This window comes from Streptomyces sp. NPDC001617 (genome assembly GCF_053596855.1).
Map to the genome: position 1 here is coordinate 143,708 of NZ_JBSFHA010000006.1, position 21,195 is coordinate 164,902.

The following is a 21,195-nucleotide window of genomic DNA, read 5'->3' on the forward strand; positions in this document are numbered from 1 at the left end:
GCGGAGGTCCGGGCCGACGTCCGGACCTCCGTACCGGATTCAGCCGCTGACGCTCGCCGCACCCGTCTCCAGGTGCCCGGTGAATCGGCGTGACCATGTCGCGTCGGAATCGACGGTGACCGTGAAGTCGTACCAACCGCTCTGATACGCGACGGCGTTGAAGAAGTCCTCGGTCGACCCGCCCGCCGCGACCGTGTACGTCCAGGGTCCGTCACCGCGGTAGTGGTGGGAGGTGATGGTGAACGTCATCGATGCCGAGCCCGAGTTGGCCATCTTGAAGTAGACCGCCGGCTTGCCGGTACCCGGCTCGACGGAGTAACGCGTGCTCACCTCGGCCGACTTGCCCGCCTTGGTCGCGTCGCCCTGGAAGCGGCGCAGGAAGCGGTTGGGGCCGACCATGGTGAGGTCGTACTTGCCGTCGCCGTACCCCGAGCCGATGTTGAAGTAGTCGGAGGCCGTGCCGCCCGGGTCGACGGTGTACTGCCAGGGCGTGGTGTCGCGGTAGGCGCCCGGGTGAAGGGAGAAGTGCGCGGCACGCTGAGCCGCTCCGCCCTGGTTGGTCATGGCGAACCAGGCGAGGATCTTGCCGCCCGTCCCGAACTCCAAGTGGTCCAGATAACCGTTCGGCTGGTAGGGCAGCGCGCGGGCGGGCCGGGTGCCGGTCTCCTGGGCGGGCAGCGCGTTGGTGGTGGGCACCGGGTTGGGGAGCGGGCCGCAGGTGTCGTAGCCGATGACACTTGTGGCGGGCAGGGAGACGGTGCCGTACACCGGGTTGGCGAAGTCGAAGACGCCGGTCAGGTCGCCGCTCACCTTGCGGCGCCAGGCGCTGATGTTGGGGCAGGAGGCGGGCTTGCCGAGCGCCGACGTCCAGGTCTCCAGGAAACGCAGCACCGAGGTGTGCTCGAAGACCTCCGAGGAGACCCAGCCACCGCGCGTCCAGGGCGAGATGACGATCATCGGAACACGGAAGCCGAAGCCGTACGGCACTCCGCCCAGGAACTCGTCGGCGGTTCCGGCGGGCGGGGCCGGGGGCGGGACGTGGTCGAAGCACCCGTCGTTCTCGTCGTAGTTCAGGAACAGGACGGTCGCGTCGAAGACGTCGGGGTCCGCGGCCAGGGCCTGGTAGACGAGGTTGACGAAGTGGGCGCCGTCGCCGGGCGGGGCGTAGGGGTGCTCGGAGGAGGCCTGGTCGGGGACGATCCAGGAGACCTGCGGGAGGGTGCCGGCGACGACGTCGGCCTTGATAGCGGCGGCGATGTCGTCGGGCGTCGAGCCCGTGGTCTTCGGGACCGATGCCATGCCACGGTCGTGAAGAGGGCTGCCCGCCTTGGAGTCGGCGAAGTTCTTGAAGTAGGCGCAGCCGTTGTCGCCGAAGTTGTCCTGCGCGTTCTGGTAGACCTTCCAGGTCACTCCGGCGTTCTGCAGGGCCTCGGCGTAGTTCTGCCAGGTGAGGCCGGACTCGTCGCCCCCGTCATAGCTGGAGGAGTCGACCTTGCCGCTCCACAGATAGGTGCGGTTGGGCCCGGTGGCGCTGAGGGTGGAGCAGAAGTAGGCGTCGCAGACGGTGTAGTTGTCGGCGAGCGCGTAATGGAAGGGGAGGTCGGAGCGGTCCAGGTAGCCGAGCGAGCGGACATTGCCCACTCCCGAGACCCAGTTGTCGAGGCGGCCCTTGTTCCAGGCGGAGTGCTGCGAGGACCAGGAGTGCGGCAGGTCGCCGTTGCACTGGGCGAGCGTCTCGCCGTCCTTGCCGCCCGCGTCCGGGGTGGCGCTGAGCTTCCACGGATACTGTCGTCCGGAGCCGTTCGGCTGGTTGAAGACCGAGTACCCGCCACTGAGCGCGATGGCGCTGCGGTCGTCGAAGCCTCGGACGCCCTTCAGCCGCCCGAAGTAGTGGTCGAAGCTCCGGTTCTCCTGCATGAGGATGACCACGTGCTTCACGTCCGAGATCGTGCCGGTCGCCGCGCTCTGGGCAGCGACCGCCGTACGTGAACCGGTACCCACCGTCATGCCCGCCGCCACGGTGGCGCCGAGCCCCACGAAGCCTCTTCGGCTGATCGGTGTCATTCGCCCCGCCCTCGTCACAGGAGTGCCCCTGCGGCACACCGCGCGCAAGGGTGCACGGGGTGATCGTCAAGGTCCATACCTGGGGGGTGAGGTGGAGGTGAACAAACGTCAAAGCCGCACCGTGCGGAGCGCGTTGCGCTCAGACGCTGCCGAACAGCGTGCTCAGGCCACGGTCGACGGCCTCCCCCAGATCCTCCTGGCCGGCCGCCACCACGGCGTAGGTGCGCAGCAGGAAGCGGTGCAGGGCCGAGGTGTCGAACTGGAGGAGGGCCATGCCGTAGGGCGAGTGGAGTTCCAGGACGGTGCGGGCGCTGCCGCAGGGCCAGAGGTGGACGTCGCCACCGCCTGCGGGACCCCGCAGGCCCTCCTCCAGGAGGGTGCGGGCAAAGGTCCAGCTGACCTCCGTGCCGTCGAGGGAGACATCGGGCGGGAAGTCGAGGTGCACGGCCAGCGGGTCCTCGGAGGTGTAGCGAAACGTCACCGGGACGGGCAGCTCCTGCTCGTCGGCCGTGATCAGGCGACCGCGGGCGGGCTGCTCGAGAGTGATGTCCATGGGTCGGTCTCCCCTGCGGGTCGGAGGTCGGCCGGATTGCCGACGTGCTTGTACGACCTCGCAGATGCCGATCGCATTACGCGGAAGCGCTTTCACGTTTGTGTGACCTGCGTCACTACTCCAGGGGGACGGGAGAGTTCCCACCCTGACCGCCCCTCCCGCCGGGCCGGCGCGGACAGGGGGGTGCGAATGCTTCGCCGGAGCCGACACCGGCCGGACACCCCCGGACGCCGCCCGTCCGCCCTGGATCGGGCCGATCCTCGTATGCCATGCTTCTTAGAACAGACACCCGTCGAACACGCGACTGAACACACGCCAAGGCTCCGCTGCGATGCCTCAAGTCACGTACGTCATCTACGACTTGACCCATCGGGCGACGTAGGCGCCAGGCGCAGCCGGACCGCTCCTTGAAGACGCTGGCATATGCCAGAAGCACCACCGTATCGTGTGTTGCCAAATCCCTTACAGGGCGTCGCGGGCTGTGCAACAGTCGTAACGGTCCCTCCGTCCACCTTGGTCGTACCGTCCCGCATCGGAGCGCGTCATGCCGTCCCACCTCTCTGCGGATCATCCAGCCGCCCAGCCGCCGGGGCGCGGCTCGGTCGACGCACTGATATCGCAGACGCGGCGGCTCAAGGGCGACGTGGACGCCGTACGGCGGGACGCGCACGGAGACGGATCGGACCCGGAGGAACGATGGCAGCGCGCACTGAGCGAGCTGGCGCTGCACCAACTCAACGATCTCGAGACCCATTTGGCGCAGTTGCGGGACGGCCCGCAGCCCGCGCCACCGCACCCGGCCCCGTCCCCGGCGTCCGCTCCCCGGCGCGGCTCGCTGCTCAGCAGGGTCGGCAGTGCGGAGTGGAACCTGCTGACGGACGAGGCGAGTTGGTCCGGTGAGCTCTACCAGATCCTGGGCCGCGCCCCCGCCGCCGCCCCGCTCACCCTCGACGAACTGCCGTCCCTGGTACTCGACGAGGACCGCGCGAAACTGACGACGATGGTCACGGACTGCCTCGTCGACGCCAAGCCCATCGACGGGGAGTTCCGCATCGTGCGCCCGGACGGCGAGGTGCGGACCGTGCACATGATGGGCGAGCCCGTGCTCGACGCCGACGGCAGCACCGCCTCCATGTGGGCCGTACTGCGGGACGTCAGCGAACTGCGCCGCAGCCAGAGGGCGGTGAGCGAGACCCGTGACTCGTTGCAGCGCCAGCAGCACCGCGCGCAGACCGAGCACCGGCTCGCGGTCGAGCTGCAGGAGGCCGTGCTGCCGCCGTGGCGTGGCTCCCTGCGGCTCCCGCACCAGGGACCCGAGACACTGGATCTGGCGGCGCACTATCTGCCGTCGTCGACGAGCGCGCTGATCGGCGGCGACTGGTACGACGCGCTCGAACTGCCCGACGGGCAGACCCTGTTGACCGTCGGTGACCTGACCGGACACGGCGTCGTCGTCACATCCGGCATGGCGATGCTGCTGGGCGCCCTGCGGGGCATGGCGATGGCCGGCACCGAGCCGGGCCACCTGCTCTCCCTGCTCAACCAGTTACTCGACGCCACCGTGCAACCGGCCCTGGGCAGCGCCGTGTGCTGCCGCTACCGGCCCGAGACCCGCACCCTGACCTGGGCGCAGGCCGGACACCCCGCCCCGCTGCTGTTCCGCGGCGGGACGGGGCGCAGGCTGCACGCACCGGGCGGCGTCCTGCTCGGCGCGACCTCGGGCGCCACCTACGAGCAGGTCCACGAGACCCTCGAGGTGGGCGACCTGCTCCTGCTGCACACCGACGGGCTGGTGCCCGGGTATGACAGCAGGACGGAGCCCGCGAGCCGACTCCTCGACCTGGCCCCCCGCTTCGGCGAGGCGCGCACCGCACAGGACTGCGTACGGATGGTCGTGGAGGCGTTCGGCGAGACCGAGCGTGACGACGACGCGTGCGTGCTCGTCGCCAGGGTGATCTGAAACCCCCACTGAGGAACCCCCGTGAGGTTTCAGTCCCCTTTGAGGTTTCAGTTCCCTTTGAGGTTTCAGTGATGACTGCAGCGGCACGAACCCCCTATACCCGTGCGCTGTTGCCGCCCTGGGACGTCTTCTTCGGCAGGGCGAGTTTGATCTCCTCCCGCAGCTCGTGGATCCTCGGATAGCTGGAGTACTCGGCGGTGAGCCGGTACATCTGGCGCAGCCGGTCCCAGGTGCGGTGGGAGGAGTTGGATCCCATCGACATCAGGGCCAGGCGTGCGTAGCGGTCGGCCTGTTCGGGGTCGTCGGCGATGAAGCAGGCGGAGGCCATGGACAGGAAGTCGAAGATCTTCGACCGCTGGCGTCCGTCGACCCTGAGGGCCAGGGCCTTCTCCGCGTAGTGCTGGGCGTGCGCGGCCGCCGTGGGGTCGTGCTCGGCCAGCGTGCGGTAGGCCAGGGCCTGCATGCCGTAGAGGTCCTCCTCCCTGAACATCTGCATCCAGCTCGGCGGCGGGACATCGCCCTTGTCGGAGACGAAGAGGTCCTCCGCCTGGCCGAGGGTGCGGCGCATGGCTTGGCCCTTGCCCATGGACGCCTGTGCCCAGGCCTCGATGGTGTAGAGCATGGCCCGGGTGCGGGGCAGCACCTCGTCGCCGGAGCCGGACTGGGCGAGTTTCATGAGGTCGAGTGCGTCGTCGGGCCGGCCCAGGTGCACCATCTGGCGAGCCGCCCGGGAGAGCGCCTCCCCCGCACGGGGCCGGTCGCCGCCCTCCCGGGCCGCGTGGGCGGCGATGACGAAGTACTTCTGGGCCGTGGGTTCGAGGCCGACGTCGTGGGACATCCAGCCCGCGAGGACGGCGAGGTTGGCTGCGACGCCCCACAGGCGCCGCTGGAGGTGGTCGGGATGTCGGTAGGCGAGCATGCCGCCCACCTCGTTGAGCTGGCCCACGACCGCCTTGCGCTGCAGCCCGCCGCCGCGGGCGGCGTCCCAGGCCCGGAACACCTCGACCGAGCGCTCCAGTTCCTCGATCTCCTGCGACCCGATGGGGGCGGCCTCGTAGCGGTCGAACCCGGCGGGGTCGGCGTGCAGGGGATCGTCGAAGCGTGGGGCGTCGGCCCTGAGGCCCGGGTCGGTGTGCAGCCAGTCGTACATGGCGCTGCTGAGAGCGGATCCTGCGGTGAGCGCGACACCCGCACCCACCAAGCCGCGTCGGTTGAGCATGAGGTCCATTCCCGTGAATTCGGTGAGGACCGCCGCGGTCCGTTCGGGCGCCCACGGCACGCCGTCGGGATGTTCCACACTCCCGGCGTCCGGCCGTTTCCCTGTACGCCCGTGCCGGACCAGACCGAGGTCCTCGATGGTCACGACACGGCCGAGACGCTCGGTGAACAGAGCCGCCAGCACCCGCGGCACCGGATCGCGGGGGATCTCCCCCGTCTCGATCCAACGCCGCACCCGGGAGGTGTCGGTCGACAGTTGGGGATGGCCCATGGCCGCCGCCTGCCGGTTGACCAGCCTCGCGAGTTCACCCTTGGACCAGCCGGCCAGGCCGAACAGGTCCGAGAGACGGGTGTTGGGTTGTCCGCTCACGTCAAGCCCCCAGGTTCTCGGCTGAGTTGACAGTAGCCGGGTGAGAGTTGCCGGGCGACTATTCGCCAGGGTTCGCCAGGGTGCGCCAGATGGTGTGCCACTGGGCATCAGGTGTCAGGTAGGAATGCGCTACCCCGACCCGGTTGCCGTTGTGAACGACAGGCGCATTCCCCAGGGTGCTCCTGAAGGGCCGGGCCGGGTAGCGCCGTCACGCAGACAGGCAATGCAGGCACACGAAGGGATCTGTTTCGCCCATGTACACAGCATCGTCCTCCGTGTCCGCCCCGCCCCGGTCGCTCCGCCCCCGCCCGGCGGCCGGCGGCCCCTACCTCGACCCCGCCGTGCGTCCGCCGGCCCCCGCGCTCGGTGCGGGCCGGCCGCTGCGCACCCCGGGGCTCGGCACCCAACCGCTCAGCGGGAGACTCGACTTGTCCGGCCCCCAGGGCGCCCAGCTGCGTACGGCGCTCGCGTCGGTGCACCGGATCTGTCCGGAGTTCGCTCCGGTGCAGGTGCTGCGCCGCAGCGGACGCTCCGTGCTCCTGGTCGGTACGACCGGACGCAGCACGGCCGTCGCCAAGTGTTTACTGGACCAATCCCCCGTGTGGTCCGAGCGGATCAGGCACGAGATAGCGGCCTACCGCTCGTTCGTCCGGCACCGCCCTCCGGTGCGGGTGCCGAGACTGATCGCGGCGGACCCGGACAACTGCACCCTGGTCATCGAGCGGATGCCGGGACGAGTGGCGGCGCTGCAGCGGCACCCGGCCGAGGCCCCGCCCCGGGCGGACATCAGGGCGGCGCTCGGCGCGATCTGCCGGCTCAACGCCTGGCGGCCGCCGGCGGGCACCTTCGACGCCCCGCTCGACTACGCGTCCCGGATCTCCCGCTATCACGAGCTGGGGCTGCTGACCGACCGGGACATGGGCGACCTGCAGAAGTTGCTGCACGGCATCGCGCACTCGGCGGGCCGGCAGGGCATGGGCCAGTTCTGCCACGGCGACGCACTGCTCTCGAACATCCTGTTGTCCCCGGCCGGTCCAGTGCTGGTGGACTGGGAGCACGCGGGCTGGTACCTGCCGGGCTACGACCTGGCGGTGCTGTGGTCGGTCCTCGGCGACGCCCCGGTGGCGCGCCGTCAGATCAGCCAGATCGCCCAGTCCGCGGGGCCCGCCTCCCGGGACGCGTTCCTGGTGAACCTGATGCTCGTACTGACCCGTGAGATCCGTACCTACGAGACGGCCGTGCAGCGTTCGATGCACGACTCGACCCCGGCGGCACCGGGGGTGGCCCACCCGAGTGCTGCGCCGTCCGGCGAGGAACAGCGGCTGCTGCTGAGGCGGCTGCACGACGACTGCCAGCTGGCCCGAAAGGCCGTACGGGCGGCGGTCGGCACTCGCTGACGGGGACGAAGGTCCGCGGTGCGCTTCGAAGGCGGCGCACCGCGGACCTTCGTATGTCCCGGTGTCCCCAACGTCCCCATGTCCCCTGTCCGCAAGGTTCGTCGTACGGCCATTGGTGTAAGCCTCTGACGCCGTTGACATGGGAAATCGCCTGTCCCTGGGCATGATTGACGGATCGTCGGCCAGCGAGTACCACTGACCCACGCTCGGCCCTGCACGCCCCGTCACGCTCGTCCGTCCCAGGAGGCTGCATTGCGAGGAACCGTCACCGACCCCACGTCCACCCCCGGCCACAGACGCGCCCGCAGAACCGCCGGTGCCCTGGCCTCGGCGGCGCTGCTGCTGCCGCTGCTGGGCGCGGCTCCGGCCGTGAGCACCGACGACTCGTCCGCGAGTTCGCTGCAGCGGGCGTTCGCCTCAGCGGCCGCCGAGTACCACGTCCCGCAGAGCGTCCTGCTCGGAGTCTCGTATCTTCAGTCCCGCTGGGACGCGCACGCGGGCGCGCCGAGCGTGTCCGGCGGCTACGGCCCGATGCATCTCACCGACGCCCGCGCCGCCCTGGCGGAAAGGTCTCACCACAGCGAGGGCACGGAGGACGCGCGCGGCGACAGCGCCCGCGCGGCCCTGCACCCCGCGGTGAAGGTGCCGTCGGACTCCCGGCTCCCGGCCCGGCTCAAGACCCTGCCGAAGGCGGCCGAGCTGACCGGTATTCCGGCGGAGCGGCTGCGTACCGACCAGAGGGCGAACGTGGCGGGCGGCGCCGCGCTGCTCGCCGCCGCGCAGAAGGATCTCGGCGAGCCGCCGAGCGCCGACCCGGCGGACTGGTACGGCGCGGTGGCACGCTTCTCCGGCGCCGACGACACGGCGACGGCGGCCACGTACGCGAACGACGTCTACGACGTGATCCGCACCGGTGAGGAGCGCACCACGGACGCCGGGCAGCAGGTCGCCCTGGCCGCGCAGCCGGGCGTCGCCCCGGACACCGCCCAGATCAGGGAGACGGGCCTGCGCGGTCTCACCGCCGATGGCACGGAGTGCCCGAAGTCGGTGTCCTGCGAGTGGATCCCGGCCCCGTACCAGGAGTTCGGGGACAACGACTACGGCAACCACGACCTGGGCGACCGTCCGGTCTCGCAGAGCATCAAGTACATCGTCGTCCATGACACGGAGGGCGCCTGGAACGGTGTGCTCAACCTGGTCCAGGACCCGACCTATGTGTCGTGGAACTACACCATTCGTTCGACGGATGGACTGATCGCCCAGCATGTGAAGGCCAAGGACGTGGCGTGGCACGCGGGCAACTGGTACATCAATGCCAAGTCGATCGGCATCGAGCACGAGGGCTTCCTCGCCTCGCCGGACGCCTGGTACACGGAGGCGATGTACCGCTCGTCGGCGCGGCTGGTGCGCTATCTCGCCGCGAAGTACGGCATCCCGCTGGACCGGCAGCACATCCTGGGCCACGAGAACGTGCCCGGCCCGACGACGTCGACCATCCCCGGCATGCACACCGACCCCGGGCCGTACTGGGACTGGCGGCACTACTTCTCGCTGCTGGGACATCCGTTCAAGGCGACCGGTGGCGAGAAGAGCGGGCTGGTGACGATCCGGCCGGACTACGCCAGGAACCAGCCGACGTACACGGGCTGCGTCACCTCGGGCCGGCCCTGCGCGGCGCACGGTTCGAGCGAGGTGCGGCTGTACTCCGACCACGACGAGAAGTCTGCGCTGATCAAGGACGTCGGTCTGCACAAGGGCGCCGACTCGACGATCGACGTCAACGACGTGGGCTCGCGGGTCTCGACCGGGCAGCAGTACGCCGTCGCCGGGCACCACGGCGACTGGACGGCGATCTGGTACCTGGGGCAGAAGGCCTGGTTCCGGAACCCGAAGAAGCACCCGACGGCGGTACCGGCCTCGGGCCTGGTCGTGACGCCCAAGGCGGGTCTGGACAGCATCCCGGTGTACGGCCGTGCCTACCCGGAGGCGGCGGCGTATCCGACGGGAGTGCCGGTGCAGGCGGTGTCACCGCTGCCGTACACGCTGCCGAAGGGGCAGAAGTACGTGGTCGGTGACGAGGTGCCCGGCGAGTACTACTACGCGGTCACCTTCACCACCGACTCGCACCGGGTCGTGCTGGGCAAGGACCTGTACTACGAGATCCAGTTCGGCCACCGGGTCGCGTTCGTGCGCGCGACGGACGTGGAGGTGCGGACCGGCCGGTAGCCGCCCTCAGCCCTGCTGGAAAAGCTCCGCCGGGAGCGGCTTCAGCAGGGCGTACAGGTCGTCGGTGATGGGGCGGTCCCAGGCGGCGATGGTCACCAGGACGTTGTCGCTGCGGTCGAACTGAACGCAGGAGATCCGGCTCTCGGAGAGCTTGAGGCGGCGGACGATCAGAAGGTTGTCGCCCTGCATCACCGGCATGTCCTCCACTCCTACGACCGTCACCTCCTCCTCGTTCTCCAGCGCGAGCAGCAGCTGGGCGACCTCGAAGGGGATCTCGCCGTCGGCGACCTCGCGGGCCGGGGAGCCCTCGGGGAGGTTGCCGATGATCATCGCGGGGCCGCGGCCGCCGAAGAGGTCGTAGCGCAGGAAGACGCCCTGGCAGGTGCCGTCGGGGGCGGGAAGCAGGCCGGCGCCGAGATTGCCGGGCCAGTCGCCCGGGTCCATGGCCAGGACGTCGAAGTCGGGGCCGGCGGGGGTTGCGCTGCGGCGGCGGAGGAACGACATGTCGCCCATGGTAATGGTCAATGAGGTGGTCTTGCGGGTGCGGGTCGGTGGGGGTTGGTCTCGCCCACACGGCGGAGCCGCACATCGATACAGCCCCGCGCCCCAAGGGGTTGCCCGTCACCCTTGCTTGAATGCCAAGGTAAGCCCGGTGATCTCCGTGCCCATCTTGCGGCAGACCGCGGAGAGCAGGCGGACCGCCGTGGGCTCGTCCATCCCCATTTCGCTTGCGATCTCCGCCTCGGTGCGGCCCTCGGCCGCCAGGTTCGCCGCTGTGCGTTCGCGGGTCGTGAGGGTGTCCGTCTCCGTGCTGTGCAGGCGGCGCGGGCGCAGCCCTGCCGCTGCCAGTTCGTCGCGGGCCCTTTCCACCAGGCCGTCGGCGTTGCACTGGACGGCTGCGTCCAGGCCTCGATAGAGGTGTTCCGCGGCTTCCCTGGGGCGGCCGGTGCGGCGGAGTTCCGTGCCGAGGGAGACGAGGGAGCAGGCCAGTTCGTAGGCGGCCGGGGAGCGTTCCAGGTGGGCTACGGACTCCTCCAGGTATTTGGCGCGGGCCGAGCCCGAGGAGACCTCGGCGGCTGTGCGCAGCGCCTGGCCGATGGCGGACGGGGTGCCGAACTGGCGGGCGCGGGCGACCGCTTCGAGGGCGGTGGTGACCGCGCGTTCGGGGGTGTCGTGGGCCTCGGCGCGGGCGAGGTGGAGCTGCCAGGGGCACCACGCGGGGTTGCGGATACCTCGCGGGTCGAGGCGGCGGCCCGCCGCGGACAGTTCTTCGGCCGCCTCCTGGTGCAGGCCGCGGGCGAGCAGCAGCTCTCCGCGGACGGTCTGGGCGTCCGGGAAGACCACGGCGGCCGGGAAGGGGGACGTGAAGGAGTAGTCGTCGGCGGTCTGCGCGGCCTCGGTGACGCGGCCCCGGGCCAGCAGGACCTCGATGAGGATGCCCACGGCGTACCAGTGGGCCGGGGTGCCCGGGCCGACCCGTTCGGCCAGGCGCAGACCCGCGCGGACGAAGTCCTCGGCCTCCGCGAGGCGCCCGCGCCGGTAGCGGACGTAGGCGAGCAGGGTGTACCCGAAGGAGAGGTGGGCGCCGCGCCAGCCCTGGCGTTCGAAGTCGGCGATGCCGGACGCGAAGAGCTCCTCGGTGCGGCCGGGGCGGTCCGCGTACATGAAGGCGAGGGCGACCAGGACGGGAACCTCGAAGCCGCGGTCGGGCTCGGCCCAGCCGAGGCCGCCGGCGAGGGCGCGTTCGGCGTGGTGGAGGGCGATGTGGGCGGGCTCGCCGCGCAGGATCGCGTCCCAGGTGCGCAGGCCGATGATGTAGCGCTCGGTGAGGTCGCGGCCCTTGAGGCGGTCGGCGAGCTTGGTGAGGCGGCGGGAGCGGGAGGGGTGGTCGGGTTCGTCGGCGCGGAAGGCGTCCCACATGAACTGTTCGGCGACCATGCGCAGCCTGACGCGGGCGTCGTCGGTGACGTGGATCTCGCGGGCGAGGGTGTCGGAGGCCTCGGCGAGGCGGTCGCTGTGGGCGAGGACCTGGGACAGTCGGTAGACGATGTGGTGGCGAAGACGGGGGTCCGCTATCGGTTCTTCGAGGGCCGCGCGCAGGTGGTTGACCGTGGTGGCGGGTTCGGTGAGCAGGGAGGCGGAGCCGAGTTCGTGGAGGACGGCTGCGCGGTCCCCGTAGGGCGGGGGTTCGCGCAGGGCGCGGGCGAGGTAGCTGCGGGCGGCGTCGGGAGCGCCGGCCCGGAGGGTCTCCTCGGCGGCGGCGCGCAGTTGCTGCACGACCCAGATGTCGCCGTCGGGGTGGGTCTCCAGGAGGTGGCGGGCGGCGGCGGAGGGGCCCTGGCCGGCGTTGATCACGCACCAGGCGGCCTGGCCGTGCAGGGCGACGCGGACGCCGGGCGGGATGGCCCGGTAGACGGCGGTGGCGATCAGCGGGTGGACGAACTCCAGGGTCTCGGCGCCGGTGAGGATACGGGCGCCGCGCAGGGCGTCGGCCGCGTCGGCGGCCTCCTCGTGGCCGAGTCCGGCGACGGCGGCGGCGAGCAGGGGCTGGATCTCGGTGCCGAGGACGGCGCAGGCCCAGGCGAAGCGGACGGTGGAGGTGCCGAGGCGTTCGAGGCGGGCGACCAGGCCGCTGCCCTTGACTGCGGCGGCGAGGTCGCGCAGCAGATGGGCTCCGGTTTCGGTCGGGGTGACACCGCGGTCGCGGACCTTGGCGACCAACTCGACGGTCTCGAAGGGGTTTCCGGCGGTGACGGCCCAGCACTCGCGGCAGAACGCGTCGTCGGCGTGGGTCCCGAGCCCCTCCCGCACCAGGCGGGCCACGGCGGCCGCGCTGAGCGGTTCCAGGTCGAGCGGGCGTCCGCCGGCCCGGCCGGGCAGTCCCCTGAACGACTCGGCGTGATCGGGGAGTTCGTCGGGACGGTAGGCGACGACCACCAGCAGCGGGAGCTGTTCGGCACGGGGCGCGAACGCGGCCAGCCAGCGCAGGGATTCGGGGTCGGCCCAGTGCGCGTCGTCGAGGACGAGCACCACGGGGGCGCGCAGGGCGGCGAGATGGGTGAGTACCCAGTCCAGGCCGTCGCGCAGGCCCTGTTGGTCGGGCGGGGCGGCCGCGGTGGGCGCGCAGAGGCCGAGAGCGGGGCCCACGATGTCGTACCAACTGCCCAGCGAGGCACGGAGATCGGTCTCCGCGGCGCCGGCGAACTGAGGTTGCAGCAGCTGGCGGGCGACGTGGAAGGCGACGCGCTGTTCCTGGTCGCCGCCGCGGGCGGAGAGTACGGTGCAGCCCCGCGCGTCGGCGCGCCGGCGGACCTCGGCGAGGAGGGTGGTCTTGCCGATGCCGGCGCGCCCGGCGAAGGCGAGGAGGGCGCCGCGCGGTCGGTCCGGCGCTTCGGACCCGCTCATGCGCAGACCGGTGAGCGTGGCCAACGCCTCGTCGATGGCGGCGAGTTCGCTCTCGCGCTCGAAGAGGATCCTTCTGCTCCGTGCGATGCGCTGCACCATGACGTACCCCCCGCCACGGCGGTGTACCCGCGCGGGGAGCGGGCACGCACCGTGGTCTACAGGCACCTCAGCGTACGCCCGCGAGAGGTCCCGCGCCGGGTTACGAGCAGTTCCGACCGACACGTTTCAAACGGCTTTCCGATGCCGTTCGTGATGCCGGGCGACCCGGGCCCGATTGCCGCAGGAGGGCTTGCACCACTCCTGCCGCGGGTGCTCCTTGAGGAAGTAGCGGACGCAGCGCGGGGCGTGGCAGGCGCGCAGCCGCTGCCGGTCGGGACCGGCGAGGAAGGCGATCGCGGCGTGCGCGAGGGCCGCCGTGAGGTCGTCGGTCTCGACCGTTCGCCGGTGTACGAGGGGTTCGGCGTCGTCGGCCCAGTGCAGGACCGGCACGGTGGGGGTGCGGGCGGCCGCGGCGTTGAGTCGGGCGACGGCTTCGGGCACGGACAGCAGGCGGGCCGCATCGGCGGGGCTGGGCTCACCGGGGCGTACGGCACGGGCGAAGAGGGATCGCACAGCGGCGCGCAGATCTCGTACGGCGGCGAGGTCGCCCTCGTCGGCGATCCAGCGGTCGGCGTCCGGGAGGGTCTCGGGGTGGGCCCGGACCCAGGCGGTGAGCCCGGTGGGGTCGGTGAGGTCGTCGGCGACTCCGCCGTGGCCGTCGTGGCGGATGGTGAGGGCGAGGTCGAGGGAGAGGTGGGTGTCCCTGCTGAGCGAGTCCGGCATGGAGCTAATGATAGTTTCGCTGGTAACCATTAGACCCTGAGGGGAGCCGTCGTGGAGGATCTGCGCCGGCTGTTGCGTGAGCTGGAGGTGTTCGCAGGCGACCTGCCGGCCTTCGATCCGGCCGCGACACCCGGCACTCCGGTCGAGCTGTTCACCGAGTGGCTGCCGGCGGCCGTGGAGGCGGGGGTGCGTGAACCGCATGCGATGACGCTCTCGACGGCGGGCGCCGACGGGAATCCGTCGGCTCGGACGCTGATCCTCAAGGGCGTGGGTCCCGAGGGCCGGCAGTTCGCGTCGGACGGTGGCAGCGTCAAGGGCCACGACCTCGCCGAGCGGCCCTTCGCCGCGCTCACCTTCTCCTGGTCGCCGCCGGCCCGGCAGGTCCGGGTCCGGGGTCCGGTGGTACCGGCGAGTCCGGCGGACAGTGCTGCGGACTTCCTGGCCAGGGGCATCGCGGCCCGCGCCCAGTCGCTGCTCGGCCGACAGTCGCAGCCGCTCGCGGAGCCGGCCGAGCGGGACATCGCCGTCGAGGAGTCGCCGGCCCGGCTGGAGTCCGAGCCGGACCTGGTCCCGCCGGGCTGGACGCTCAACGCCGTACAGCCGGAGTCGGTCGGGTTCTGGCAGGGCGACAAGGAGCGACGGCACACACGGCTGGTGCATCTGCGGGAGGGCGGGGGCTGGCGCAAGCAGCTGCTGTGGCCCTGACTCCGTACTCCCCTCACTCGTCCGCCACCGCCGGCGGAACCACCGCGACCGGGCTCCCCGCATGCGGCAGCACCGCCTGTGGCACCGAGCCCGTCATCCGGGCCGGGGCCCGCAGACGGCGGCGGTGGCGGCCGACCGCGACCAGGTCGGCGTCCTGGGCGGCGGCGAGCTGGAGGGCGGCCGCGTCGCCCGGCATCGCGCCGGGCGTCGGCCCGCACCTCGGGGCGGGCCTCGCGGTGCGGGGCGAGGAAGCCCTCGGCGAGGGTCCAGGTCTCGTTCTCCGCGGCGCTCGTCCGAACCGTCGGGGGTGTGCCGGTCGGGCGGCACACACAGCCCGACCGGCACACCCCCGACGATTCACGTCAGGTCGAACTCGCCCTCCCTCGCCCCCGACACGAACGCGCCCCACTCCGCCGGTGTGAAGATCAAGGAAGGGCTTTCCGGCCGGCCGCTGTTGCGCATGGCTATGAATCCCTCGACAAAGGCGATCTGGACATCCCCCAGGCCACGGCTGCTCGAGTGCCAATCGGCGTTGCTGAGGTCCAGCTCGGGCTTGTCCCAGCCCGCGAGCGGATGCTGCTGGATGGTGCTCTCGGCCACGTCCGTGCTCCTCCCGATGCGTCGTCCGCGGCCAGCCTAGCGATCGATTTCCCAAGTCAACAGGCCACGTGAGGGGGACCTTTCCGGAGCCCGTCAGGACTCCGGCGGTTCGCTGCCCACGAGCCACATGGAGAAGAACTGCGATCCGCCGCCGTACGCGTGCCCGAGGACCCGCCGCGCGCCCTCCACCTGGTGTTCTCCGGCCTGCCCGCGCGCCTGCAATGCCGCCTCCGCGAACCGGATCATGCCGGAGGCGCCGATGGGATTGGTGGACAGGACACCGCCCGACATGTTGACGGGAAGATCGCCGTCCAGTTCGGTCACCCCGGACTCGGTCAGCTTCCAGCCCTCGCCCTCGTCGGCGAAACCGAGGTTCTCCAGCCACATCGGCTCGTACCAGGAGAACGGCACGTACATCTCGACGGCGTCGATGTCCCGGCGCGGATCGGCGATCCCGGCCTGCCGGTACACGTCGGCCGCGCAGTCCTTGCCGGCCTGCGGCGAGACGGCGTCCTTGCCCGCGAAGAGAGTCGGCTCGCTGCGCATGGCGCCGCCCAGCATCCAGGCGGGCGGCCGGGGCGCCCGCGCCGCCCCCGCCCTGCCCGTCAGCACCATCGCGCAGGCGCCGTCGGAGGACGGGCAGGTCTCGGAGTAGCGGATCGGGTCCCACAGCATCGGCGAGGCCTGGACCTTCTCCAGGGTGATGTCGTGCTCGTGCAGATGCGCGTACGGATTCTTGAGCGCGTTGCGCCGGTCCTTGTACGCCACCAGCGAGCCGACCGTGTCGGGCGCGCCGCTGCGTCGCATGTACGCGCGCACATGCGGCGCGAAGAAGCCGCCGGCCCCGGCCAGCAGGGGCTGCTGGAAGGGGATCGGCAGGGACAGGCCCCACATGGCGTTCGACTCGGACTGCTTCTCGAAGGCCATGGTCAGGACGGTGCCGTGGACGCGGGACGCGACGAGGTTGGCCGCGACCAGTGCCGTCGATCCCCCGACCGAACCGGCGGTGTGCACGCGCAGCATCGGCTTGCCGACCGCGCCGAGCGCGTCGGCGAGGTACAGCTCGGGCATCATGACGCCCTCGAAGAAGTCGGGGGCCTTGCCGATGACGACGGCGTCGATGTCGGCCCACGTCAACTCGGCGTCGTCGAGCGCCCGCCCGGCCGCCTCCCGCACGAGTCCCGCGATCGACACGTCCCGCCGAGCCGCCACATGCTTGGTCTGGCCGATCCCTACGACGGCCACGGGCTCCTTGCTCATCGCGGATCCCCTTCGAGTACGGCGACCAGGTTCTGTTGCAGACACGGGCCGGAGGTGGCGTGGGCGAGCGCCCGGTCCCAGGCGCCCCGATGGATGCCGGCGGCGGCCTCTCCGATGCGGATGAGCCCGGCGGCCATCATCGGGTTGGCGGCGAGGGCTCCGCCGGACGGGTTGACGCGGACGCCGTCGCCGAGTCGGAGCGCCTTGCGCAGCACCACTTCCTGCGAGGTGAAGGGCGCGTGCAACTCAGCGGTGTCCACGGGCCGTTCGAAGGCGCCGGCCTTCTCGGCGGCCAGGCGGGTGGAGGGTGAGTCGGTGAGATCGCGTACCCCGAGGGAGTGGGCCTCGATGCGATGGTCGATGCCGCGGATCCAGGCGGGCCGCTCGCACAGTTCCCGGGCCCGCTCCCCCGCCGCGAGGACGACGGCGGCGGCTCCGTCGCCGATGGGCGGGCAGTCGCCGGTACGCAGGGGTCGTACGAGATAGTCGCCCTGCGGCACCGAACCTCGCAGCTGTGCATGGGAGTTGGCTGACGCGTCCTGTCGGCTGCGGGCGGCGACCGCGGCGAGGGCGGGCTCGTCGGTGTCGCCCGCGTCGATCAGGGCCTGCGCCTGGAGGGCGGCCAGGGCCACGGAGTCGGGCCACAGGGGTGCCACGTAGTACGGGTCGAGCTGCCGGGTGAGCACGTCCCGCACCGAACCGGGTGAGGATTTGCCGTAGGAGTAGACGAGGGCGGTGTCGGCATCCCCGGTCAGCAGCTTGGTCCACGCCTCGTACAGGGCCCATGCCCCGTCCATCTCGACGTGCGACTCGGAGATCGGCGGCCAGGCGCCCACGCCGTCGAGGGCCAGGGTGAAGGAGAAGGCGCGGCCGGCGAGGTAGTCGCTGGAGCCGGAGCAGGTGAAGCCGATGTCGGCGGTCTTGAGGCCGGTCTGCTCGAGCACGCCGTGCAGGACCGGCATCAGCATCTCCACCTCGGAGAGCTCGTCGGTGGTGCGCCGGTGGTCGGTCTGGGCGAAGGCGACGACCGCGATGTCACGCGTCACAGCAGCTCCTTGTAGGTCTCGTACTCCGCGTCGGGTTCGCCGGTCGGCCGGTAGTGGTCGGGGTAGCGGGCCCCTTCGGTCCACACGGCCTCGACCCGCAGGCCCATGCGCACCTGGTCGTAGGGGATGCCGCCGATACGGCCGTGCAGGGCGAGGTCGGCGCCGTCGAGGGCGATGTGGGCGTAGACGTACGGGACGTCGATGTCGAGGTTCTTCGCCTTGATGTTGACGATGCAGAAGGTGGTGACCGTGCCGCGCGGTCCGACCTCGACCTGTTCCGATGTGGCGACACCACAGGTGGGGCAGGCGCCGCGCGGCGGGACGTACACCTTGCGGCAGGAGGGGCAACGCTCGCCGACCGTGCGGCGGTCGGCGAGGGCGTGGATGTAGGCGGACTGGGCGCGGCCCGGCGAGTAGGTGTAGTCGAGGCGGGCGGGGGCGACGATGCCGGTGACCGCGTCCACGAACTCGCCGCTGTGGCCTGCGGGTTGGTCCGGTTCGCCGTCGTACGGCTCGAAGCAGGCGATGTCGGTGATGGCACCCGTACGCTCCTCGGCCCACCGGACGCGCACGCGCATCCCGGTGCGCACGGCCTCGGGGCCAGGGGCATCGAGTGCGTGCAGGAGGGCGGTGTCGGCGCGGTCGAGACGCACCAGCACCCAGGCGAAGGGGGTGTCGAGGGGCTGACCACGCCGGGGTTCGTGGTTCCAGGCCCAGGTGGTGACCGTACCGGTGGACGCGACTTCGACGAGGTCGCGGAGCTCCTCGGCGGTGACGGGGTCGTATTCCACGGGCGGGACGAGGGTGCGGCCGTCGCCGGTCTTCACCCCGAGAACGACCCGCTCACGCAGACCGGTCAGAAAGGCGCTCTGAACGGGGCCGAGGGAACGGGTGAAGGGAAATTCGACGGCGAGGGGGGCTTTGAGGACTTCGGGCATGCCCGGGCTCCTTCGGGTCAGGCGCGCTTGTATGTGGGCGGTCGCTTCTCCGCGAAGGCGCGAGCACCCTCCTTCGCGTCGGCGGTGTCGAAGATCGGCCAGCCGCGCTTGAGTTCGGAGGCAAGACCGTCGGTCTCGGTCATCTCGGCGGTCTCGTAGACGGACGCTTTGATGGCCTCTACGGCCAACGGGCCGCAGGCGTTGATCAGTTCGGCGATCTCCAGGGCCTTGGCGAGGGCCGTGCCGTCCGGGACGACGTGACCGATCAGGCCGATGTCGGCGGCCTCGCGGGCGGTGTACGGGCGGCCCGTGAGCAGCATCTCCAGGGCGTGGGTCCGCGGAATCTGCCGTTGCAGGCGGACCGTCGAGCCGCCGATCGGGAAGAGGCCGCGTTTGACCTCGTAGAGGCCGAACGTCGCCGACTCGCCCGCGAGGCGGATGTCGGTGCCCTGGAGGATCTCGGTGCCGCCCGCCACGCAGTAGCCCTCGACGGCGGCGATCACCGGTTTGCGCGGGCGGTGGTGGCGCAGCAGCGCCTTCCAGTGCAGGTCCGGGTCGGCCTTGAGGCGGTCCCGGTACTGCTCGCCCTCCGTGCCCCGTCCGGCCAGGGCCTTGAGGTCCATCCCGGCGCAGAACGAGCCGCCCGCGCCGGTCAGCACGATCGAGCGGACCTCGTCGTCCTCGTCGGCCTCGACCCAGCCGTCGTAGAGCCCGACGAGCATCGGCAGCGAGAGTGCGTTCTTCGCGTCGGGCCTGTTGAGCGTGAGCACCAGTGTGGCGCCTTCGCGCTCCACGGTGAGGTGTTCCGTCCCACCCATGGCCATCTCCCCTCTCCAGGAACGAGAACAGGTTGCAGTAGCCGGGGAGGCACTTCAAGAGTTTTCTGACAGACAGTCAGATTTCTTCGCGCGAACCCTTCCCAGTTGCCGCGCCCTTTGCTCTGATGACCGGCGAACCGACTGATGTGCCTTTCGTCGTCATGGCTGCCGGGGGTCAGGAGGAGCGGTGGAGTACAACCTTGCGGACCTGTTCGAGTCGGTCGTGGACGTGGTCCCCGACCGCGAGGCCCTGGTGTACATCGACCACCCGGGGACGGGTGCGGAGCAGCGGCTGACGTACGCGGAGCTGGACGCGGCGGCGAACCGCGTCGCTCACCATCTGATCGACGCCGGTCTCCGTCCGGGTGAGCATCTCGGGCTGCACCTCTACAACGGGATCGAGTACCTGCAGACGGTGTTCGGATGCCTCAAGGCGCGGGTCGTCCCGGTCAACGTCAACTACCGCTACGTGGAAGACGAGTTGGTGTATCTGTACCGGGACGCCGATCTGGTGGCGCTGGTCTTCGACGCGGAGTTCGACGGACGGGTGGCGGGCGCGCTGCCGCAGTGTCCGAAGCTGCGGCATCTCGTGCGGGTGGGCGGTGAGGGCGAGGGGGTCTCGGGCGCCGTCCCGTTCACCGAGGCCGAGGCCGGCGGCTCGCCGGAGCGCGGGTTCCCGGCACGGTCGGGTGACGACCAGTTCATCATCTACACCGGCGGCACCACCGGGATGCCCAAGGGTGTGATGTGGCGTCAGGAGGACCTGTTCTTCTCGGGGTTGGGCGGGGGCGCGCCGACCGGTGAGCCCGTGAAGCGGCCGGAAGAGCTCGCCGAGCGCGTCGCGGCCAGGGGCTCCGGCATCACGTTCTTCCCGACTCCCCCGCTGATGCACGGCACTTCGACGCTCACCTCGTTCATCGGCTTCAACTTCGGGCAACGGGTGGTGATCCACCGGAAGTTCGTGCCGGAGGAGGTGCTGCGGACCGTCGAGAAGGAGAAGGTCACCAGCATGTCGCTGGTCGGCGACGCGATGCTGCGGCCGCTGATCGACGCGCTGGGCGGGCCGATGAAGGGCACGGACTGCTCGTCGGTGTTCAGCGTGTCGTCCTCCGGCGCGATCATGTCGGAGACGGTGCGGCGGCAGTTCCAGGAACTGCTCCCGAACGCCATGCTGCTCAACAACTACGGTTCGTCGGAGTCCGGCTTCAACGGTACGGCGACGAACGACTCCGGGGCCGGGCAGAGCTTCCGCATCCGCGTCAACTCCCGTACCCAGGTGGTCGACCCGGCCACGCACGAGCCGATGGCGGTGGGCGAGGTGGGGCGGGTGGCGCAGTGCGGTCACGTCCCGCTCGGCTACTACAACGACCCGAAGAAAACCGCCGAGACCTTCTTCGAGAAGGACGGCGAGCGGTGGGTGCTGCTCGGGGACATGGCGACGGTGGACGAGGAGGGCGTGGTCACCGTCCTGGGGCGGGGCTCCCAGTGCATCAACACGGGGGGCGAGAAGGTGTACCCGGAAGAGGTCGAGCAGGCCCTCAAGTCCCATCCAGACGTGTACGACGCGCTGGTGGCCGGGGTGCCCGACGCGAAGTGGGGCAACCATGTGGCGGCGGTGGTGCAGCTGCGCGCAGGGGCGCCGCGTCCGTCCCTGGACGACGTCCAGACGTTCTGCCGCACGCATCTCGCCGGGTACAAGATTCCGCGCCAGCTGGTGATCGCGGAGGCGATACGGAGGTCGCCCAGCGGCAAGGCGGACTATCGGTGGGCCAAGGAAGTCGCCGTGGCAGCGGATCAGTAGCGAAACAGCCGG

The 21,195-nt window shown here is 70.9% G+C and carries 16 protein-coding genes and 1 pseudogene; 5 read left to right on the top strand and 12 right to left on the bottom strand.

The window, feature by feature from the left end; translation table 11 throughout:
• Window positions 1–39 precede the first annotated feature (39 nt).
• Together ACWC09_RS07255 and ACWC09_RS07260 are read right to left on the bottom strand one after the other, a co-directional pair.
• Entirely contained in the window at window positions 40–2,064 is a 2,025-nt protein-coding gene (locus ACWC09_RS07255) for a phosphocholine-specific phospholipase C (protein WP_450849383.1), read from the bottom strand.
• Between the two features lie 139 nt (window positions 2,065–2,203).
• Window positions 2,204–2,617: an SsgA family sporulation/cell division regulator gene (locus tag ACWC09_RS07260; protein ID WP_450849385.1), complete on the bottom strand. Its 414-nt coding sequence runs from the start codon at window positions 2,615–2,617 to the stop codon at window positions 2,204–2,206.
• A 544-nt stretch (window positions 2,618–3,161) separates the two neighbouring features.
• On the opposite strand from ACWC09_RS07260, the gene ACWC09_RS07265 reads away from it, so the two are divergent.
• The gene (locus ACWC09_RS07265; RefSeq protein WP_450849387.1) at window positions 3,162–4,577 is read left to right on the top strand and encodes a PP2C family protein-serine/threonine phosphatase; all 1,416 of its coding nucleotides are present in this window, start codon (window positions 3,162–3,164) and stop codon (window positions 4,575–4,577) included.
• A 94-nt stretch (window positions 4,578–4,671) separates the two neighbouring features.
• Here ACWC09_RS07265 and ACWC09_RS07270 read toward each other — a convergent pair whose 3' ends face one another.
• Window positions 4,672–6,165: a DNA-binding protein NsdB gene (locus ACWC09_RS07270; protein WP_450849389.1), complete on the bottom strand. Its 1,494-nt coding sequence runs from the start codon at window positions 6,163–6,165 to the stop codon at window positions 4,672–4,674.
• Window positions 6,166–6,419: 254 nt separating this feature from the next.
• On the opposite strand from ACWC09_RS07270, the gene ACWC09_RS07275 reads away from it, so the two are divergent.
• Together ACWC09_RS07275 and ACWC09_RS07280 are read left to right on the top strand one after the other, a co-directional pair.
• Window positions 6,420–7,562 carry an aminoglycoside phosphotransferase family protein gene (locus ACWC09_RS07275; protein ID WP_450849391.1) on the top strand — a complete coding sequence of 381 codons (1,143 nt, stop codon included), beginning with the start codon at window positions 6,420–6,422 and terminating at the stop codon, window positions 7,560–7,562.
• A gap of 252 nt (window positions 7,563–7,814) precedes the next feature.
• The gene (locus ACWC09_RS07280) at window positions 7,815–9,788 is read left to right on the top strand and encodes an N-acetylmuramoyl-L-alanine amidase (RefSeq protein ID WP_450849393.1); all 1,974 of its coding nucleotides are present in this window, start codon (window positions 7,815–7,817) and stop codon (window positions 9,786–9,788) included.
• 6 nt (window positions 9,789–9,794) lie between these two features.
• On the opposite strand, the gene ACWC09_RS07285 is transcribed toward ACWC09_RS07280, so the two are convergent.
• From ACWC09_RS07285 to ACWC09_RS07295, 3 genes are all read right to left on the bottom strand, one after another.
• Window positions 9,795–10,292, bottom strand: a complete 498-nt coding sequence (locus ACWC09_RS07285; protein ID WP_450849395.1) for a hypothetical protein — start codon at window positions 10,290–10,292, stop codon at window positions 9,795–9,797.
• A 117-nt stretch (window positions 10,293–10,409) separates the two neighbouring features.
• Entirely contained in the window at window positions 10,410–13,292 is a 2,883-nt protein-coding gene (locus ACWC09_RS07290; protein ID WP_450849397.1) for an ATP-binding protein, read from the bottom strand.
• Between the two features lie 126 nt (window positions 13,293–13,418).
• Window positions 13,419–14,015 carry a CGNR zinc finger domain-containing protein gene (locus ACWC09_RS07295; protein WP_450849399.1) on the bottom strand — a complete coding sequence of 199 codons (597 nt, stop codon included), beginning with the start codon at window positions 14,013–14,015 and terminating at the stop codon, window positions 13,419–13,421.
• 51 nt (window positions 14,016–14,066) lie between these two features.
• Between ACWC09_RS07295 and ACWC09_RS07300 the strand changes: the two genes are divergently transcribed.
• Complete coding sequence (locus ACWC09_RS07300; RefSeq protein ID WP_450849400.1) at window positions 14,067–14,720, top strand: pyridoxine/pyridoxamine 5'-phosphate oxidase; 654 nt, start codon at window positions 14,067–14,069, stop codon at window positions 14,718–14,720.
• A 13-nt stretch (window positions 14,721–14,733) separates the two neighbouring features.
• Here ACWC09_RS07300 and ACWC09_RS07305 read toward each other — a convergent pair.
• From ACWC09_RS07305 to ACWC09_RS07330, 6 genes and pseudogenes are all read right to left on the bottom strand, one after another.
• A pseudogene (locus ACWC09_RS07305) lies at window positions 14,734–15,007 on the bottom strand (universal stress protein); the annotation flags it as partial.
• Window positions 15,008–15,077: 70 nt separating this feature from the next.
• The gene (locus ACWC09_RS07310; protein ID WP_151478766.1) at window positions 15,078–15,320 is read right to left on the bottom strand and encodes a DUF397 domain-containing protein; all 243 of its coding nucleotides are present in this window, start codon (window positions 15,318–15,320) and stop codon (window positions 15,078–15,080) included.
• A 93-nt stretch (window positions 15,321–15,413) separates the two neighbouring features.
• The gene (locus ACWC09_RS07315) at window positions 15,414–16,580 is read right to left on the bottom strand and encodes a thiolase domain-containing protein (RefSeq protein WP_450849402.1); all 1,167 of its coding nucleotides are present in this window, start codon (window positions 16,578–16,580) and stop codon (window positions 15,414–15,416) included.
• Window positions 16,577–17,626: a thiolase domain-containing protein gene (locus tag ACWC09_RS07320; protein ID WP_450849404.1), complete on the bottom strand. Its 1,050-nt coding sequence runs from the start codon at window positions 17,624–17,626 to the stop codon at window positions 16,577–16,579. Before ACWC09_RS07320 ends, ACWC09_RS07315 begins: the two co-directional genes overlap by 4 nt.
• Window positions 17,623–18,564: a Zn-ribbon domain-containing OB-fold protein gene (locus ACWC09_RS07325; protein ID WP_450849405.1), complete on the bottom strand. Its 942-nt coding sequence runs from the start codon at window positions 18,562–18,564 to the stop codon at window positions 17,623–17,625. The genes ACWC09_RS07320 and ACWC09_RS07325 overlap by 4 nt, the downstream gene beginning before the upstream one ends.
• Window positions 18,565–18,581: 17 nt before the next feature.
• Window positions 18,582–19,382, bottom strand: coding sequence for a crotonase/enoyl-CoA hydratase family protein (locus tag ACWC09_RS07330; protein WP_450849407.1), 801 nt, complete (start codon window positions 19,380–19,382; stop codon window positions 18,582–18,584).
• Window positions 19,383–19,569: 187 nt separating this feature from the next.
• On the opposite strand from ACWC09_RS07330, the gene ACWC09_RS07335 reads away from it, so the two are divergent.
• A complete protein-coding gene (locus ACWC09_RS07335; RefSeq protein WP_450849409.1) occupies window positions 19,570–21,183 on the top strand; it encodes an acyl-CoA synthetase in 1,614 nt (537 codons plus the stop codon).
• Window positions 21,184–21,195 lie beyond the last annotated feature (12 nt).

What these genes read in the sequence shown, in the direction of transcription:
- ACWC09_RS07285 (WP_450849395.1), bottom strand. Translation starts at nt 10,292, where the DNA reads ATGTCGTTCCTCCGCCGCCGCAGCGCAACCCCCGCCGGCCCCGACTTC.
- ACWC09_RS07290 (WP_450849397.1), bottom strand. Translation starts at nt 13,292, where the DNA reads ATGGTGCAGCGCATCGCACGGAGCAGAAGGATCCTCTTCGAGCGCGAG.
- ACWC09_RS07315 (WP_450849402.1), bottom strand. Translation starts at nt 16,580, where the DNA reads ATGAGCAAGGAGCCCGTGGCCGTCGTAGGGATCGGCCAGACCAAGCAT.
- ACWC09_RS07325 (WP_450849405.1), bottom strand. Translation starts at nt 18,564, where the DNA reads ATGCCCGAAGTCCTCAAAGCCCCCCTCGCCGTCGAATTTCCCTTCACC.
- ACWC09_RS07330 (WP_450849407.1), bottom strand. Translation starts at nt 19,382, where the DNA reads ATGGGTGGGACGGAACACCTCACCGTGGAGCGCGAAGGCGCCACACTG.
- ACWC09_RS07295 (WP_450849399.1), bottom strand. Translation starts at nt 14,015, where the DNA reads ATGCCGGACTCGCTCAGCAGGGACACCCACCTCTCCCTCGACCTCGCC.
- ACWC09_RS07265 (WP_450849387.1), top strand. Translation starts at nt 3,162, where the DNA reads ATGCCGTCCCACCTCTCTGCGGATCATCCAGCCGCCCAGCCGCCGGGG.
- ACWC09_RS07260 (WP_450849385.1), bottom strand. Translation starts at nt 2,617, where the DNA reads ATGGACATCACTCTCGAGCAGCCCGCCCGCGGTCGCCTGATCACGGCC.
- ACWC09_RS07255 (WP_450849383.1), bottom strand. Translation starts at nt 2,064, where the DNA reads ATGACACCGATCAGCCGAAGAGGCTTCGTGGGGCTCGGCGCCACCGTG.
- ACWC09_RS07275 (WP_450849391.1), top strand. Translation starts at nt 6,420, where the DNA reads ATGTACACAGCATCGTCCTCCGTGTCCGCCCCGCCCCGGTCGCTCCGC.